The sequence below is a fragment of the Limnoglobus roseus genome (assembly GCF_008254045.1).
In the GTDB taxonomy this organism is placed as follows: domain Bacteria; phylum Planctomycetota; class Planctomycetia; order Gemmatales; family Gemmataceae; genus Limnoglobus; species Limnoglobus roseus.
In genome coordinates, this window is record NZ_CP042425.1 from 9,056,961 (window position 1) to 9,074,184 (window position 17,224).

A 17,224-nucleotide genomic window follows, 5' to 3' on the forward strand; every position below is an offset into this window, starting at 1 on the left:
CCCAACAGAGGAGTTTATCCATGAACCGCTTCCCCCGTACCCGCCGCGGCTTCACTCTGATCGAACTGCTGGTCGTCATCGCGATCATCGCCATCCTCATCGGTCTGCTGTTGCCGGCCGTGCAAAAAGTCCGCGAAGCGTCCGCTCGCATCAAGTGCGCGAACAACCTGAAGCAGGTCGGTCTCGCGTCCCACGGCTACGAGAGCACCTACGGCGGCCTGCCGCCGGCCGCGATCGACTTCGACAGCAACGCCCCCTCGACGCTGCCGTTCCCGGCCCCGAAGGGCACGCGAGCGGCCCGCAGCTTCCAGTTCACGATCCTGCCGTACATCGAGCAGGCCAACATTCAGAACAAGTTCGACATCAACCTCGACTGGCGAGAACTGGTGAACCGCCCGCTCGTGGCGAACTCGATCCCGATCTACCTCTGCCCGTCGGCTCCGGGCGGCGACCGGACGCGGTCCTTCGCTCCCGGGGCGACCTACGGCGGCGGCACGGTGACCGGGTACGTCTCCGACTACATGGTCTTCGCCCGCAACCGCAGCACGATCAACACGACGACGCTGCTCTCGACGACCGTGAACAGCAGTTGGAGCGCGGCGATTCAGCCGAACGTGAACACGTCGTTCACGAGCATCACGGACGGCACGTCGAACACCGCCCTGATGTTCGAATCCGCCGGCGGCCCGACGTGGTACAAGCTCGGCAAGCCGGACAGCACCAGTGCGAACACGGCCGACACGCAGATGTGGGCCGACCACCGGGCCTACTCCGTCTTCGACGGGTCCGACCCGGCGACCGGCCTGTCGTACACCGACACGACCACCGCCGCCGCCACGTGTGCGATCAACTGTACGAACGGGGCCGAGCCGTACTCCTTCCACACCGGCGGCATGAACATCCTGCGGGCCGACGGATCGGTGGCGTACATCCGCAGTTCCATCACCGTCGGCATGGTCGCCGCCCTCATCACCCGGGCCAACGGCGAAGTGCTCTCGGACTATTGATCGACCCGACGACCCGCCCGGTGGGCCGGCCTTCCGCACCATCCGCCAATCGCTCACGGCGGATTCGGAAGTCCCGGCCCACCTTCTTTTCCATCTTCACCCCACGAACTTTCCACCATGAAATACCTGATCCGACTCGCGGCCGGTGCCGTGTTCGCCCTGACCGTGACCGTCGCCCTCGCGGACGATTCGAAAGGCCCGCCGAAGCCGGTGGCGAACAAGCTGGTCACGGTCCAACACGGGGCGCTGCCCGTGATCCTGTCGGCCCCGCACGGCGGCACCGAGGACGTGCCCGGCGTGAAGCCGCGGAAGGGCGAGGGCTTGCCCACCGGCGGCAACGGGTTCTTCGCCGGCCGCGACGGCAACACGGAAGAGCTGGCCGCCGCCATCTCCGAGGCGATCGAGAAGACGATGGGCAAGAAGCCGTACCTCGTCGCCGCGAAGTTCCACCGCAAGTTCATCGACGCCAACCGGCCGCCCGAAATCGCCTACGAAGATAAGGCCGCGAAGCCGACCTACGACGCCTACCGGGACCAACTCGCCGCGTACTGCCGTGAGGTAAAGAAGCAGCACGGCAGCGGTCTGCTGCTCGACGTTCACGGGCAGGGGGCGATGAAGGACACGGTCATCCGCGGCACGAAGGACGGCAAGACGGTGAGCCTTCTCACGAGTCGCTTCGGCTCGCAAGCCCACACTGGGCCGAAGAGCTTCTTCGGGCTGTTGGCCACGAACGGGTGCAAGGTCTTCCCGGCAAACCTGACCGACACGGAGTACGCCACGCTCAACGGCGGCAACATCGTGCAGACCTACGGCAGCGGCGACTACGGCGTCGACGCGATCCAGTTGGAATTCGGCGGCGACTTCCGCGACAAGGGGAAGCTCAAGGCCACCGCCGAGAAGGTGGCGGCCAGCGTGAAGAGTTACGCGGATCTGTACCTGCAAAAGTAGGCGACTGTCCGCGACCAAAAGTAGAAGCCCGGCCGGGCCGCGACAACCTGTCGCAACCCGGCCGGGCTTCTGGCGTTCACCCTGTGTGGATGAACCCGCTCGGTTACTTCAGCGACCAGAGGTACTCGACCAGGTCGAGGAACTCCACCGGGGCCATCGTGCCGGCTTGGCCTTCCGGCATGCTGCTCTGCTTCAGCGTCGTCCGGGTGTCGATGTCGTCCACCGGGATCGTCTTCTTCTCCTTGCCGTCGAAGATCACGACGTTCTTCTTGTCCTCGCTGACGATCAGCCCGGTCACGGTGCCGCCGCTCAGGCGGTCGATCTTCGTCGAGAGGTACTTCGCGTCCACCTCGGCGTTCGGGTCGATGATCGACTCGATGACCTTCTGCTTGAACTTCGACTTCGTCGCCACCTTGTCCAGGTTCGGGCCGTAGTCGTTGCCCTCGCCGTTGCCGACCTTGTGACAGGCGGTGCAAGCGCGAACGAACACCTCTCGGCCCTTCGTCGGGTTGCCGGTCATACCGGCCAAGGCGGTCATCGCCTTGTTCCGCACTTCCTTCGGCTGCGGGTCCAGGCTGAGCAGGACTTTGAGGTGCGGGAGTGCCCCCTCGCCGGCCTTGCTGCTCTTTTGGATGTCCGTGATCAACTTCGCCGCTTCCGGGTTGGACGCCGCCAACTTGCCGAGGGTGAAGTCCGCCGGCCACGCCGACACGTTCGCCGAGAGGGCGGCTTCGACCGTGTACTTCGTCCAGTAGTCCAGCGGCTTCTGCGCGATGCTGGCGACGGCGTTCATCGCATCGGCCGTGGCGAAGAAGCTGAGCGCGCGGGCGGCTTCCGCCCGGACGCGCGGGCTTTCGTCGCCGGCCGCCTTCTTGAACCGTTCGACCGCCCCCGGAATGCGGTCCCGCTCGTCGGCGAGGATGTGGACAACGGCCGCCCGAGCGTTGAACGTCTTGCACGCCAGCACCGCGTCGGCCAACTTCGCGTCGACCGCGTGGTGGCTCTGTTGCGCCCACAGGGCTTCGCACCGCAGGCGGTCGAAGTCGGGGTCGGTGTCCTTCAACTCCGCGGCCCACTTGGCGACGGCCGGGAGAACCTCGGCCGCCGGCCGGTCGTGCAACTCACGGCGGGCACGGTAGCGGGTCCGCCACTCGTACTCGCGGAGTTGTTCGAGGATTTCCGCCACGCTCTTGCCCTGCTGCGTGACCGGCGCGATCGGCTGCTTGTCCGCGCCGACCATGCGGTAGACGCGGCCCTTCGTGTGGTTGCGGTTCGGGTCGCGTTGCGAGTACTGCATGTGCCCGATGAGCGGGCTGGCCCAGTCCACGAAGTACAGCCGACCGTCCGGTCCGATCTGCGGGTCGCCGGGCCGGAAGTGCTTGTTCGGGCTGCGGACGAGGTCGTCCCACTTCCCGTCCTTCGGGTCCTTCGGCTTGATCCGCTCGCCCATGAACCCGGCCCCGTCGTCCCGCATGGTGTACCGGGTGAGGCCGTTCAGGTTGATGACGCAGGCGTAGGTGAATTGCCGTTGCACGTCGTCGGGCAGGGCACGCGAAACCAGCCACTCGTTGCCGAGGTTCGGCCGCTCGCCGTTCGGCAGGATGAAGTTCACGCCCTTGCGGCCGTCGTAGGGTTGGCCGGAGAGCGGCACGTCCCACGTTTGGTTGGCGGTGGTGCCGTCGCCGACGATGCCGTTGCCCCACTCGTCGAACACGTAGCACCACATGTTGTACATGCCGGGCAGCTTGAACTGACGAACCTTCATGCTCCGCGGGTCGAGGACGTAACAGCCGCCGTCGCCCTTGCTGCGGTGCGGCCCCCACGGGGTTTCCAGCGTGGTGCTGGTCGAAATCCCTTCCAGCATGTGCAAGAGGCCGCCGTGGCTCCACTCGAAGGCGTTGCAGGTGTGGTGCGTGTCGTCGGTCGCCCACCCGTCGATCAGGTACGTGACCTCGTCGGCCTTGTCGTCGCCGTCGGTGTCCTTCAGGAAGAGCATCCGCGGCTGGCTGATGACCAGCACGCCGCCGTTGTAGAACTCGAACCCGCCCGGGCAGTGGAGCTTGTCGTAGAAGACGGTGCACTTGTCCGCCTTGCCGTCGCCGTCCTTGTCTTCGAGGATCAACAGCCGGTCGTTCGGCATCACGTCGCCCGGCCGCCACTGCGGGTAGGTCGGCATGCACGCCACCCAGAGCCGACCCTTGCTATCGAAGTTGATCTGCACCGGGCTGGCCAGTTCCGGGAACATCTTCTCGTCCGCGAACAGTTCCAGCTTGAACCCGGCCGGCACGCGAGCGCCCTTGATGAGTTCCGCGGGCGGGGCGATGACCGGCCCCATCGCCGGCGGGTTCTCCGAGTATGCGCGGTCCGGTCCGCCGAACCGCGTCGGCGGCACGATCAGTTCGCCCGTCTTGCTGTCGTCCGGCTTCTCCGGCACGGCCTTGCCGCCCGCGATGTCCCAGATGTAGTGATCGCGAACCGTGACCATGTTCCGCAGCTTCACGTACTCGCGGGGGAACGTCTCGGTGTCGTAGGTCCGCCGGCCGCCGTAGACGTACCAGCCGTTGACCATCCGGTAGTCCTGTGAGTGAATCCACCCCTTCTCGATGACCGCCGCCCGGATCTTCTCGAACTCCGACGTGCCCGCCTTCACCGCCGAGTTGTTCGGGCCGAACAGGCCCGCGTCGAGGGCTTCACCGAGAACCTTGTCGCCGGCCTCGTTCATCTGGAAGCCGCTGACGGTGAGCTTGCCGCCGCCCTTCTCGAACGCGGCCAGCGTCGGCGTGTAGATGTCCACGAACGCGAGATTCCGCTTCTCGGCGACCGCCTTCACCGCGTCGGCGTACAGCTTCAGATTCGCGTTCTCGGCCTTGCCGTCCGGCAGGAACTTGTCGCCGGTGTTCTCGAACGCGATCGGCGACACCAGCACGAACCGGGCCGGCGACTTCGCGTCGTCCCGCGGGTACTTGGCGGTGTAATCGTTGATGAACTTCTCGTAGTCGGCCTGGAACTTCGCAACGCCGGCCGGCCCCTTGAACGACTCGTTCCAGCCGAAGAAGCAAAGGAACGTGTCGGGGTTGAAGGCGAACAGAGGGTCGTCGAGTTTCGTGTAGTCGGACGACCGCTGCCGGACGCCCACTTCGTCGGCCGGGAAGCCGAAGTTGCGGACGACGAGTTCCTTGTCCTTGTGCCGCAGGTGGAGGAGCGTCTCGAAGTGCCCGTAGAGGCTCATCCGTTCGGCGGTCGTGTTGCCGACGAACGCGATGCGCTCGCCTTTGACGAACTCTAGCGGCAACTTGCTCGCCGGGATCGCGTCCTTCTTCGGCCGCGGCTTCGGCTTCAGAAACTCTTCGGCCGTCTGCATCGACGGGCCGTCGTTCTTTTTCTTGGCGTCCTTCTTCTGTTGAGAGAAGACGTCGGACGTCATGAGCAGCGCAACGCCGAACAGCGCGCCGGCCGCGGCCAACCAGCGGCAGCGTGAGAGGGCAATCATCGGGGAGAACTCCAGTCGGAGAAGAGCGGAAGGCAGGTGGAAAGTAGTGTATGTGAGGCGATCAGACCGGAAAGCAAAGTCAGGAACCCGTTTTAATTTCTGTGCTTTCGCTCGCGACGAGCCGAGTGTGAGGGCCTCAGACCCAGGCCAAAACTTGATAGGATTCAATACTCGATTGAGGGCGGTGACGGATGCTCCGAACCCGTTATAGCGCGAGCCGCCGACGCAATCGCACCTTCTGGTTCTCTCCGATTTGTAAGCCTCGCGGCCGTCTCGTGGGTGGGAGTCGAACCGATCCGGGGATTTAGCCCTGGCAACCAGTACGTTTTGTCCAGACGGTGAGCGGTTAGTCGGATAAACTCGGCGTCACCGAGAGTCGCCAGATTCGTCGAGCCAATCGGCGAAAGCCAGCCGCGGTTGGTTATCCCGCGGCTGCGAGCAAACCGATGCCAGGAAGGTATCTTCCTCGATCATCCTCTGTTCAGGTTACTTCGCCTTCTCTCGCTTCGCGTCGAACTCGACCTTGCGGGTTTCGCCGCCGGCGTCAACTTCGGCGGTGCCCTTGAAGGAATCGCCTTCGATCTTGCCCTTGTACTTGATCGTCATCTTCTGGCCGTTGTTCTCGCGGTGAATCGTGAACGTGACATCGCCGTCCTTGAACGTGCCGTCTTCGAGTTTCGTTTCCTTGCCGTCAGGGGTGGGCGACGTGCCGGTGAGTTTGCCGTCCTTGAGTTCGAGCTTCACGCTCCGCTCGGTCTTCTGGCCGTTCCGCTCCACCGTCCACTTCCAGGTGCCGGTCGGGTCGGTCTTCTTATCGTCGGCGTGAACCAGCCCGGTCAGGCCGAGCACCAGAGCCGCGATCGCGAACATCCGCATGGGTTAACCTCCGAAGGCCGGGCGTTCGCAGTCACCGAAGTGGAGAGGGAACGGCCCGGTCTGGGAGCGTTATAGGAACCGCCGGTGAAGTGTGGCTCAATACTCATCTTCGCCGAACGCCAGTGACTCGTTCGCCGCGGCCAGTCCCCCCGCGACGGCCAACACGGCCAGCACCGGCAGCAGCACGATCACCAGTCGCACCCACGGCTGTTGCCGGTCCACGGCGGGAATCAGCCCGACCAGCGCCAGCAGAGGGGCCACGGCCGGCAGCACGAACGCCGTCGTCGGCACCTTGCTGAACGTCTCGTAATGGCCCGCGAGCAGGACGCCCGTCAGCAGGAACGCCGCCCCGGGGAGCGCCGGCCCCGCATCGCCCTTCGTGACCAGCACCACGGCCGCGATGCCGAACAGGCACATGCCGCCGAGCGTGGCAACGTCGAGCAAACTCTTCGAGTGTGCATGAATCACGACCGCCCCGGCGGTCATCAGCGCCGCCGCCATCACAAAGGGCGTTAACGGCCCCGGCCGGCGTTCACTCAGCCGCATGAGGCCGAAGCCGACAGCCGCCGCCAACAGCACGAACGCGGGGACGGCCCACGTCGGCGTCGTGAGGTAGTCTTTCGGGACCACGCGGATCACGGCCACGGCCGCCACTGCCGCCCAAAGTGCGTGCCCAACAGTCGGCCACTTCAACGACCGCACAACGGCGGCCGCAAGACTACCCGCGGCGGCGAGCCAGAGCAGCCACGTGAACCGCTTCTCGGTCGGCCACCAGGCCGGGTTCAGTTGACCGAGGTGATTGCCGACCGCCAGACTCAGGACAAGGGCGACGACGGCCGCGAGAGGGGTGTAGGATTTGCCGAGGACGAGGCGGTAGAAGATGAGAACGCCGACGCCGATAAGAAAGGACGGCCCCACGGTGGTGCGGAGTTCGTCCAGAATCATCGGCGTCGGCGGCAGTTGCATGGCCGGTTACTTCTTCGCGGAGACGGTCACCTTGAGGGCGACTTCATTATCGACCTTGCCCGCCCCGTAGGTCATGCCGTAGTCGGTGCGGTCGATCTTGAACTCAGACTTCAGCGTGAAGGTGTCGCCGGTGGTGATCTCGGCCGGGAAACTGATCTCCTTCGACTTGCCGCAGAGGGTGAACTTGCCGGTAACGGTGAAGCCCTTGGCCCCCTTCTCGATCTTGCTGCTGGTGAACGTGGCCGTCGGGTGGTCCTTGACGCCGAAGAAGTCGCCGGCCTTCAGGTGGCCGGTCAGCTTCTCGTCGTCGGAGTAGAGCGAGTTGGTGTCGATGGTCACGTCAATCTTCCAGTCCCCTTCGTGGGTGACTTCGCCGGTGAGCTTGTGGAAGCCGCCGACGTGTTTGCCGTCCTTCTTGGTGCCGGTGAACTCGATCTTCGTGTTGTCGCCGTCGAGCTTGTACTTGTCCGCCGCCGTCGCCGAGAGCGACACGGCCACCGCCGCCGTCAGGCCGAGGAACCATCGAACCATGTGCGAACTCCTATCGTGGGGGATGTACCCGCGCGCACCCGCGGCGGGCACGCCTAATGTACTCACGCCGGGCAAGATGTCTTACGCGAAACTCGCACCCGCCGGCCGGCGAGTGCGACGAACCCGACGACCCCTAGAACCAACGCCGGTGGCGCGGGCACGCTGACCGGGTCCGGGGTGGCCGTGGCGATCAGCGCCTGCGACGCGGCGGCGTACCCCTGATCGTTCAGGTGGACGTAGTTCACCGGGTCGGTCGCGTACGTGCCGATCAAGGTCAGCGACGCCTCGTTCGGGTGGATGGCCGAGTAGAAATCGACGTACTTCGCCCCGAAAGCCGCCCCGACCCCGGCGATCACTTGGTTCAAGCCTTGTACGGCCGGGTCTGCGAGGGCTGAGATCGGCAGCGACAGGTCGCCGTTGTACGGGTTGTGGTAGCCGATGGCGTACACGTCCGCCGTCGGGTACAAACTGCGCACGGTGCCCAGAATGTTGACGTAGTCCGCCTGGAACTGGGCGAGAATCCCCTGGATCGCGGCCTGTTGCTGTTGCGGCGTGAGCAACAGGAATGCGGGGTTGGACGCCGCCCCGTCGAGGTTGTTCGCCCCGAACTGCACGGTGACGGTCGTGACCTGATCGCCGTTCGCGACGAACCCGGCGTTGCGGCTGAGAAGTTCCTGGTACTGCGGGAACGGGTCGGGCCGACCGACGTAGTTGGTGTTGAACCCCTGCCCGTCGGACGACACCCGGCCGGTGCCGGCGAAGAAGCTAGCGGACGTCTCGCCGTTGATGGCGAGGTTCAGAACCGTTGGCCGCACGCCACCGTTCTGCGTCGCGAGGTAATCGGCGAACGGCGCGACGTAACCGCGGTCGCCGTTCGACGGGTCGAGTGTGCGGTTTGTTTCGCCGTACGCGCTGGAATCACCCAGCGCCAGGTAGACGTGATCAGCCGACGCGGGCGAGGCGATCGTAATCGCCGCCACGCAGGTGCAGGCATAGCCAAGGAGGGATTTCACGAGGGCGGACTCCGTTCAGGTTGTAGCGATCCGTCAGTGACGCCGGCGGAGTGTACCGGAACGAGAAAGATCGAACAAGAATAAAATGATCTCTGCGGTTTCCGAGTGTGCCGCCAGCGGTTCGATTTATCGGCTCTTCCGCAGAGTTGGTGAGAGTGTCCGCCCCCCACGCCACACGAACGGTGCGGTCCGCCGTTCATGGCTTCGCCCGTACGCGGGCGCGAAGGAGCGGCAGCCCAGCCCGGCCGTACGTCTGCCGCTTGATCGTCTTCAGCCGGTTCACCTGGCCCTCGACCGGGCGGTTGCTCCACGCCTCCGTCAACGCCGCGGCCACCGCCGGCTCGTCCGACCGAAGGCGCCGGCGGCGAACCCGCGGAGTTCCGCGGACCTCGAGCCGGCCGCCCGGTCCGGCCAGTCGCTTAGCGGGACAGAGGATGACCGACGGGCCATCGCGACGAACTTCGCGGCCAGGTCGAGGGCGGCCCGCCGGCCGTCGTCGCCGGGCCAACCGGTCTCGCTCGCCAGCCGACCGCTCGGCCGGCGGAGGAACTCGTACGACAACGGCCGCCCCGACGGCGGGCCGGAGGAGACGGAGGGGCGGCGTTCGCCCGCACCCGCCGGAGCCCCGCCGCGGCCAACCGGCGGTTGACGACGTAGGCGGCGAACCCGTCCGGCCGCGTCGGGTGCACTCGCCCGGCCCGCCCGTCGGTGTACTGCGCGGTCCGCAGGTACCGGCGGGCGACGGCGCGGGACAGCCGCAGGTGCCGGGCGATCTGCCGGTGCGAGTGCCCCTGGCCGTGCAGTTCGTGCGCCCGGCGGTGGTTCTCGACCCGCGGCGGCCGACCCGGGGCGTCGGCCGCCGCGGGTGGCGGCGCGATCGGGACGCCGGACCCGACCGGGTCCGGCGACGGGGTCGGAACGGTCGCCGCCGGGCCGGCGTCAGGGCCGCCCGGACGGCCGCCGCGTACCGCTCGAACAGCCGCTCGACAGCCTCCCGCAGGTTCTTCAGCAGGTGCCACGGGGCCGCGGCCCCGGCCGCCTTCGCGTACGCCGACCCGCGGTCGAGGGTGACGACTTCGATGCCCGGGTGCGCCCGTAACCACGCCCTGACAGCCGCGCCATCCCGGCCGTCGAACAGATCGACGACACGGGACCGCTCCAGGCCGATCAGGATGGTGCCGTACACATGCCCCTTGCGGAGGGCGAAGTCGTCGATCCCGACCCACCGGTACGCCGGTTCGGGTTCGACCGTTCCACCGGCCACCCGTCGGAGGATGGTGTCGCCGCTGGCCGGCGTGTGGCACGCTCCGGCCGACCGGGGCCGACCGGGGGCCGGCCTCGCCGCCGGCCGTCTCGCCGATGGCACGATGCCACGCGGCGAGGCGGGTCGTCAAGCGGGCGTGGGGCGAGGCGAAGCCGGGGAGGCGTTCGCAGAAGATGGCCCGCTCGCAGCCGGGGTTGGGGCAGAAGAACCGACGGGCGGAGACGCGGACGATCATCCGCCGGTCGAGGACGGCGAGGTCGGCGACCCCGTCCGGGCGTACCGGCTGTGGACGCGGTCCGACGGCCGGTGGCATGTCGGGCAATCGGCGGTCGGGGCCGCGCATCGGACCGCGACGAGGATGGCGTCGGTCGTGACGGTCGTGGCCGAGATGGCGAAGTCCGCCGCCGCGGGGAAGAAATCATTCGGGTCCATGAACGGGCGTCCTGCTCACCGGAGAAGGGCGACCGTCATACTAATCCGCGATCTTCACCAACTCCGCGGGACAACCCGAATGCCATTCAGTTCGGCGGGAACCTCCTGCGCCAGTCGCTGTTGTCGAAGCTCCGCGCGGGGGCGGGTCACGTACGGGTACTTCTTGGCCCGCCGCTTCTGGCACCGCGGCTCGACGCGGTCCTTCCGCGCGGGGCTCACGACCACGTCCGACAACGGCGTGCCCGGTGAGGACGACGTCAACCACCGCGGCGCGTCCACGAAGCGGATCCGCGCCACCGGCACGTTCTGCCGCCGGCCGGCTCCGAGCAGGACCGCCCGGACCAGGTTGTCGGCGATGGCGAACGCGACCAACTCCTCCCTCACGCCCGCCTCCGTCTCGCACCTCCGCACGCCCATCCCGGGCGTCGTCTTCAAATGGGCCAGGTCGATTCCCACCTGCCACCGCTGGTGTTGCCGTGGAGGATCTGCAACAGGAACACGTGGATGGGGGGGACCGGGTCGAGGGCGCGGTGCCGCCGGCGGACGTTCCGGCCGCGACAGGGTTCCGCCAGGGCGAGCGGAGCGAGGGCGTTCGCCACGCCTTCACGGAGCGGCCGGACGGCGGCGCGTCGGGAGGGGGTCACGGATGAACCTCCGCGGCGCGGGCAAAGGGCCATTCCCATTGTTCGCCGGCTGCAACAGGGGCAAGTACTGGGGCGGAAGAAGTGAATGGGCCAAGAGTTCCGGCCGAACTGAATGGCATTCCGGAACAACCCGGAGTCGATGGCCGAGTCGAAGACCTCGGGCAAATCCTTGAGGGCCAGGGCGTCTATTTCTCGGAATGTCACCGTCAGACCCCGTTCGGCTGCCTTCTGCTTCGCCAGGGTAATCGGCTCAGCCAGGAAGTCGATGCCCATCACCTGCTGGCCCTGACGGGCGAGGAACAGGGCGTTCTCCCCCGTCCCGCACCCGGTATCCAACACCGACCCGGTGATCCGGTCGGCCACGGCGAGGATCGCCACCTGCGGCTGGCCGATCTCCCACCGAGGTTGCCCGGCGTAAAGGTTCTCGAAACTAGTGCGTCCGTGTTCAGGCATTGTGTTCGTCCCTCTTCGTACCTCGCCTTTGCCGCTCGGCTTCCACCCACGAGCATGATTGTGTCGGTCATCTCGTGAGATTCGCCGAACGGACTCGGGTTTTCTGAAGGTGATTTGTACTTACCCCTTTACCGCACCGTAGGCGGCGAAACAAACGTTCTTGTGCAGGACTTCGACCTGGGGGAACCCGACGTGACGCAACAGATCGAGTTGAAACATCAGTGGGCGGGGCGTGTCCTCTTTCTCGACGTAGGCGAACACGTGGTCCCGGTAGGCGTCGTCCCGGAAGGAGGTGAGATACTCCCCGTAACGGTGCTGCATCAGTTGCTCAATGGACGGGATCGAACTTTGTACCAAATCGAAGACCCACATCGAGCCGCCGGGCCGCAATGCCCGGTGGAACGCCGTGAAGACCTGATGCCACTCCTCGTCGGTTCGCAGGTGGTGCAACACCGCAGCGGCCAGCACGATGTCGAATCGACCTTCGGGGAGTTCGACTTCCCGGATGTCGTTCTGGACGGTCGTGACACCGCCCGTGGTCGCTCGGCCGACTCGCTCCCTGGCCCGGTCGAGCATCGGCTGACTCAGGTCGATTAAAGTGACGTCCCGGTCCGGCAGCCCCTCCAGCAACTTGAGCGTGTAGTTCCCGGCCCCGCACCCCACGTCCAAGACGTGTCGGGCGTGGGGCGTCGTGGCCGCTGCCGCTTGAGCGACGAGTGCCATCGCCAGAGGAGCATCGACCGTCGCCGACTGCCCGGTTTCGAGGTTTGAGAACCGCTCCACGTCGGCGTCGAACCGCTGCCGAATTTCTTCCACCGTCGATTTCATCGTTCGTCCCCAGAAGTGGCCTGGAACCGCCGCCCGACCAGTCCGCCGTTGGCCCACACGCTCTGGCCCGTCACCCGGTCGTGTCGGCGATGGCCTTCCGGATGGCGTCCTTCACCCCCATCGGCCGGACCGGGAAGGCATCCCGGGCCGTCTTCTCCCGAACGACGGTCGAGTTCTTCAACCCCTCGATCAGGTGCCGCCCGACCTCGAACTTGGCGGGCGTCACGAGGGCCAGCCACAGGCCCGACAGGTACGGCGTCAGCACGGGGACGAAGATCAGCCACCGCCGCAGACCCTTCTGGCGGGCGTACTCCCGGATCAGGTCGGCGTAGGTCGTCACGTCCGGGCTGCCGATCTCGAACGTGCGGCTCCCGCCCGGCGGCATCTCCCTCGCTGCCAACAAGTACGACAGGACGTCGTCCACGGCGACGGGCTGGGTCGCCGTGGTCAGCCACCGGGGGCAGAGCATGACCGGCAGGCGGTCGGTCAGCGACTTCACCAGCTGGTACGACAGGCTCCCCGCCCCGATCACCATCCCGGCCCGGAACTCGACCGTTTCGACGCCGGAAGAGCGCAGGATGGTTCCGACTTCGTGGCGGCTGCGCAGGTGCGGCGACAGGTTCGGGTCGTCGTCGTCCCCCAAGCCGCCCAGGTAGACGATCCGCCGCACCCCGGCGTCCCTGGCGGCGGCGGCGAAATGGGCCGCCGCCTGCTTGTCGTCCTTCTCAAAGTCCTTCGAGTCGGACATCAGGTGGACGAGGTAGTAGGCGGTGTGGACGCCCCGCATGGCCTCGGCCAGCGACGGCGGGTCGAGAACGTCGCCCCGGACGATCTGGGTGGATTCTCGGACGAGGGGCCGCAACGTGTCGGGCGAGGTGCCGGGGTACCCGTTTCTGTCCCCACCCCAGGCCGCCGACGAGATCGGCCGGCTGGGCGACTACCGCATCCTGAAGAAGCTCGGCGAGGGCGGTATGGGGTTCGTCTTCCGCGGCGAAGACCCGGCCCTGCGGCGGTTCGTCGCCCTCAAGGTCATGCGGCCAGAGGTGGCGGCCAAGCCGCAGGCGGCCGACCGCTTCCTCCGCGAGGGGCGGTCGGCCGCCGCTTTGAAGAGCGACCACATCATCACCATCTACCAGGTCGGGCAGGCCAACGGCGTCCCGTTCCTGGCGATGGAGTTCCTCGAAGGGTTGCCGCTCGACGTGTGGCTCCGCGGGCATAAGAAGGCGGTCCCACTGCCGCACGCCGTGCGGGTCGTCCGGGACGCCCTCCGCGGCTTGGCCGCCGCCCACGACAAGGGGCTGGTCCACCGCGACATCAAGCCGGCGAACCTGTGGATCGAGAAGGGCACGGCCCGCACGAAGGTCCTGGACTTCGGCCTGACGCGGGGCAACGCCGGCGACGATCAACTGACCCAGGAAGGGGCTGTCATCGGCACGCCGGCGTACATGGCCCCGGAGCAGGCGGCCGGCAAGTCGGTGGACCCGCGGGCCGACCTGTTTAGCGTCGGCGTCGTCTTCTACCACCTGCTCGCCGGGAAGAACCCGTTCGCCCGGGGAAACCTGATGGAGACGCTCGCGGCCATTGGGTTCGAGACGCAGCTGCCGGTGATTGACCACCGGGCCGACGTGCCGAAGGCGTACTCAGACTTCCTAGACCGCCTGTTGGCGAAGAACCCCGACGGCCGCCCGGCGAACGCGAAGGCGGCACTGCAAGAGTTGACGGCCATCGAGAAGGGGCTAGCCGACGCGAACAAGACGGCCCCGACCAGTTCGCCGGCGATCGCCGTGCTGGCGACGGACGCAGCGCCGCAGGTGTGGGGCGACCTGACCGCGGACGAGGGCGTCCAGGTCCACACGACCCGGTTGGAGAAGCCACACCCGATCGGCCCGCGGCCGACGACGAACAAGAAGCTGCGGCTCGGTGGCGGGGCGCTCGCGGCACTGCTCCTCGTCGCCGGCCTCGCGTTCGTCCTGGCGAAGAAGGGGCAGCCGAAGGTCGATCCGCCGAAGGACGACAAACCGGTCGCGAAAGCCGAGCCGAAGAAGGCCGAACCGAAGAAGTCGGCGGTCGTCGCCCACCCGAACCGCACGGCAGCGGAGTACGTTCTGAACCGCAACGGCGGGGTCGTCACGACGGCCGAACCCGGCCGGATCATCGCCAACGTCGCCGACCTACCGGCTGGCCCCTTCGATCTAACCCAGGTCAAACTCCTGTCGGAAACGACAACCGACGCTGACCTCGACGTCCTCCGACCCCTCGCGTCGGTGGAATGGATCGAGGTGTGCGGACCGGGCATAACGGACGCGGGGTTGGCCAAACTGGCCGGGTTCCCATTCGCAGGCAAGGTCCACTTCCTGCGAGTCTACTTGTGCGACGGCGTGACGGACGAAGGGTTTCGCAGCGTGGCTAAGTTCCCGGCCCTCACGCACCTCGTGCTGTCGTCGAAAAACGTCACCGGCGCCGGCCTCGCGCACCTACCGGGGCCGAATTTCATGAACGTCGATCTGCAATGCCCGCGGCTGGCCGACGTGGGGCTGGCGCACCTCAAGGCGCTGCCGCGATTGATGCACCTCGGCCTGGACAATGACCCGATCACCGACGCCGGGCTGGCCCACGTCGCGGCCGTCAAGCGGTTGGACTCGCTGTCGATCCACGGGTGCCAGAAGATCACGGACGCCGGGATCAAACACCTCGAGGGGATGGAGCGATTGGCCGCGTTGAGCGCCAATTGCCGGCTTCTCACGCCAGCCGCGGTGGCGAGCCTGGCCAAGATCAAGGGCATGAAGTTCCTCGCGGCGTATCCGCCCGGCCCAGACTATCCCCATCTGACGGACGCCGACCTGACACTACTGGGCGAGGCCCAGGCGATGGAGGACTTGTACGTCGATCTGTCGGCCGTGACCGACGCCGGGTTGGAAGCGTTGGCCCGGATCAAGACGCTGAAAGCGTTGAACCTCAAAGGGTCGAAGGCGACGGCCGCCGGCGTGAAGAAGTTGCGGGCCGCCCTGCCGGCGTGCAAGATCGAGAGCGACTTCGCCATCCCCGACGCCGACCGCACGGCCGCCGAATTCGTCCTGAACCGCGGCGGGACCGTCGTGACGAACCACAACCCGTACCTGGAAATCGGGCAGATCAAGAACCTCCCACCGGCGCCGTTCGGGCTGTTGCAGATTGCCCTGAAGGAGGAGGGGTTCTGCGATGCCGACCTCGACGCCTTCCGCGCCCTCGGCTCGCTCACCGTGGTGGACATTCATCACTCGGCCATCACGGACGCGGGGGTGGAGAAGCTGGCCGGATTCCCGTTCGCGCCGAAGGTGACGGCCCTGTTCCTCCGCAGCAGCGCGGACGGCGTGTTCCGCGCCGCGGCCAAGTTCCCGGCCCTGACGCACCTCGCGATGGGCGGGTCGAAAGGCATCACCGGAGCCGGCCTCGCCCACTTGGCGGGCACGGGCGTCGAGTACCTCAACCTCGACGGGTGCCCCCAACTGGCGGACGCGGAAATGGTTCACCTCAAGGGGATGGCGAAACTGAGACAGGTGATGTTCATCTTCCCCCCGATCACGGACGCCGGACTCAAGCACATTGCGGCCGTCCAGCGGCTGGACTCCCTCCAACTGGTCGGGGGCACCAACGTCACGGATGCCGGGATCAAACACCTTGAGGGGATGGCGTTCTTGGGGGCACTGGAAGTGAGTTGCCCGGGCTTCACGCCGGCCGTGCTGCAATGCGTGCCGAAGATCAAGGGCCTCACGGCCGTCGTCGCCGTCCCGAACTTTCCGTGGCGATCCCCGGTGACGGACGCCGACCTGAAACCGCTGGCCGACGCGAAGGCGCTGGAGCGGTTTGACCTGCGGCCGTCAGCCGTCACCGACACTGGGCTGGAGACGCTGGCCCAGGTCAAGACACTGAAGGAGTTGAACCTGAAGGGGTCGAAGGCGACGGCCGCCGGGGTGAGGAAACTGCGAGCCGCCCTGCCGGACTGCAAGGTGACGAGTGACTTCGACGCAAAATGACGCCGTTGTGCGGCCATCGGGCGGGCGGCATCTCGAAAGCCGCCCACCCGATGGCCGAATCACCCGGGGGGGCGAAAATGTCAGCCTTCCGACGGGGGATGCGCATGCGACCCTACGGCGGCATTTTTAATCATCCCGATCTTTGGCCTCTGGGCTGCACCAGCCCGGCCGCCGTCGAGTCCGAGAAGTCTGAAGCAGAAGCCGGCGGGGTTGCAACCCCGCCGGCCATGGTAGGCGGCGAACTCGCCCCTACCAAGAGCTACCCGACGCAGGGCTGGTCATCGAGGACACGAAGCTCGCGTTCGGGGCCGGGTCGGCGACACGGAGCCGGACGGCTCAAGCGTCGTGACCCTGCACCTCAACGTCTCCCTGGCCGCAGGCGGGTTGTCCTTCCTGCTCAAGGGCATGGACAGGTCACAGACGAGAACCAACCGCCATACTGGCCAGATCGGCTACGGCGACCCGCGGACGCTGATACGCCTCCAGTGATCCGAGTTCTCGACCGGCACGGGCGAAGACACGACCCCGTTCCGCCGGACCGTTTCCGGCCACGATCGCCGGCCACCCGAGAATCCGTTCTGCGAGTTCGAAGTCACGGCCGCCCGGTCCGGCGGCGTCGCTTACACCGTCTCGCGGCCGGAAGGCTGCGAAGTGGTTCCTAGTCCGCTTGCCCGCGCCGGAGTTCTACGCCTTCGGCTGGGTAAGTACCGGCCGCGAGATGCTGCTGGAATATGTGCCAACACGCCCGCATTACCTCGT

Annotated in this window: 14 protein-coding genes and 2 pseudogenes; 3 read left to right on the forward strand and 13 right to left on the reverse strand. The window is 66.8% G+C overall.

Annotated elements, in window-relative coordinates; translation table 11 throughout:
- The first annotated feature begins 20 nt into the window (after window positions 1–20).
- Both PX52LOC_RS38780 and PX52LOC_RS38785 read left to right on the forward strand, forming a co-directional pair.
- Window positions 21–1,007 carry a DUF1559 domain-containing protein gene (locus tag PX52LOC_RS38780; protein ID WP_149115744.1) on the forward strand — a complete coding sequence of 329 codons (987 nt, stop codon included), beginning with the start codon at window positions 21–23 and terminating at the stop codon, window positions 1,005–1,007.
- A 117-nt stretch (window positions 1,008–1,124) separates the two neighbouring features.
- On the forward strand, window positions 1,125–1,955 hold the full coding sequence (locus PX52LOC_RS38785) for an N-formylglutamate amidohydrolase (protein WP_149115111.1): 831 nt from the start codon (window positions 1,125–1,127) through the stop codon (window positions 1,953–1,955).
- Window positions 1,956–2,058: 103 nt separating this feature from the next.
- Here PX52LOC_RS38785 and PX52LOC_RS38790 read toward each other — a convergent pair whose 3' ends face one another.
- From PX52LOC_RS38790 to PX52LOC_RS38845, 13 genes and pseudogenes are all read right to left on the reverse strand, one after another.
- Window positions 2,059–5,445 (reverse strand): PVC-type heme-binding CxxCH protein, encoded by a 3,387-nt coding sequence (locus tag PX52LOC_RS38790; RefSeq protein WP_246173606.1) that lies wholly within the window; start codon window positions 5,443–5,445, stop codon window positions 2,059–2,061.
- Between the two features lie 366 nt (window positions 5,446–5,811).
- Window positions 5,812–5,919: a TIGR02996 domain-containing protein gene (locus tag PX52LOC_RS44370; protein WP_149115112.1), complete on the reverse strand. Its 108-nt coding sequence runs from the start codon at window positions 5,917–5,919 to the stop codon at window positions 5,812–5,814.
- A 12-nt stretch (window positions 5,920–5,931) separates the two neighbouring features.
- Window positions 5,932–6,321, reverse strand: a complete 390-nt coding sequence (locus PX52LOC_RS38800; protein ID WP_149115113.1) for a lipocalin/fatty acid-binding family protein — start codon at window positions 6,319–6,321, stop codon at window positions 5,932–5,934.
- Between the two features lie 96 nt (window positions 6,322–6,417).
- The gene (locus tag PX52LOC_RS38805; protein WP_149115114.1) at window positions 6,418–7,287 is read right to left on the reverse strand and encodes a hypothetical protein; all 870 of its coding nucleotides are present in this window, start codon (window positions 7,285–7,287) and stop codon (window positions 6,418–6,420) included.
- Between the two features lie 6 nt (window positions 7,288–7,293).
- Window positions 7,294–7,818, reverse strand: coding sequence for a YceI family protein (locus PX52LOC_RS38810; protein WP_149115115.1), 525 nt, complete (start codon window positions 7,816–7,818; stop codon window positions 7,294–7,296).
- Between the two features lie 62 nt (window positions 7,819–7,880).
- On the reverse strand, window positions 7,881–8,831 hold the full coding sequence (locus PX52LOC_RS38815) for an SGNH/GDSL hydrolase family protein (protein ID WP_149115116.1): 951 nt from the start codon (window positions 8,829–8,831) through the stop codon (window positions 7,881–7,883).
- A 196-nt stretch (window positions 8,832–9,027) separates the two neighbouring features.
- Window positions 9,028–9,209: pseudogene (locus PX52LOC_RS44495) on the reverse strand (ISL3-like element ISMdi2 family transposase); the annotation flags it as partial.
- Window positions 9,210–9,861: 652 nt separating this feature from the next.
- A pseudogene (locus PX52LOC_RS44500) lies at window positions 9,862–10,197 on the reverse strand (transposase); the annotation flags it as partial.
- 129 nt (window positions 10,198–10,326) lie between these two features.
- Window positions 10,327–10,527: a hypothetical protein gene (locus tag PX52LOC_RS38825; protein ID WP_149115118.1), complete on the reverse strand. Its 201-nt coding sequence runs from the start codon at window positions 10,525–10,527 to the stop codon at window positions 10,327–10,329.
- 54 nt (window positions 10,528–10,581) lie between these two features.
- Window positions 10,582–10,962, reverse strand: a complete 381-nt coding sequence (locus PX52LOC_RS38830; protein ID WP_218575243.1) for a hypothetical protein — start codon at window positions 10,960–10,962, stop codon at window positions 10,582–10,584.
- Window positions 10,959–11,624: a class I SAM-dependent methyltransferase gene (locus PX52LOC_RS38835; RefSeq protein ID WP_149115119.1), complete on the reverse strand. Its 666-nt coding sequence runs from the start codon at window positions 11,622–11,624 to the stop codon at window positions 10,959–10,961. The genes PX52LOC_RS38830 and PX52LOC_RS38835 overlap by 4 nt, the downstream gene beginning before the upstream one ends.
- 120 nt (window positions 11,625–11,744) lie before the next feature.
- The gene (locus tag PX52LOC_RS38840) at window positions 11,745–12,452 is read right to left on the reverse strand and encodes a class I SAM-dependent methyltransferase (RefSeq protein ID WP_149115120.1); all 708 of its coding nucleotides are present in this window, start codon (window positions 12,450–12,452) and stop codon (window positions 11,745–11,747) included.
- Between the two features lie 70 nt (window positions 12,453–12,522).
- On the reverse strand, window positions 12,523–13,314 hold the full coding sequence (locus PX52LOC_RS38845; protein ID WP_246173607.1) for an NAD(P)H-binding protein: 792 nt from the start codon (window positions 13,312–13,314) through the stop codon (window positions 12,523–12,525).
- Window position 13,315: 1 nt separating this feature from the next.
- Here PX52LOC_RS38845 and PX52LOC_RS38850 point away from each other — a divergent pair, with 1 nt between their 5' ends.
- The gene (locus PX52LOC_RS38850) at window positions 13,316–16,465 is read left to right on the forward strand and encodes a protein kinase domain-containing protein (RefSeq protein ID WP_168219483.1); all 3,150 of its coding nucleotides are present in this window, start codon (window positions 13,316–13,318) and stop codon (window positions 16,463–16,465) included.
- Window positions 16,466–17,224 lie beyond the last annotated feature (759 nt).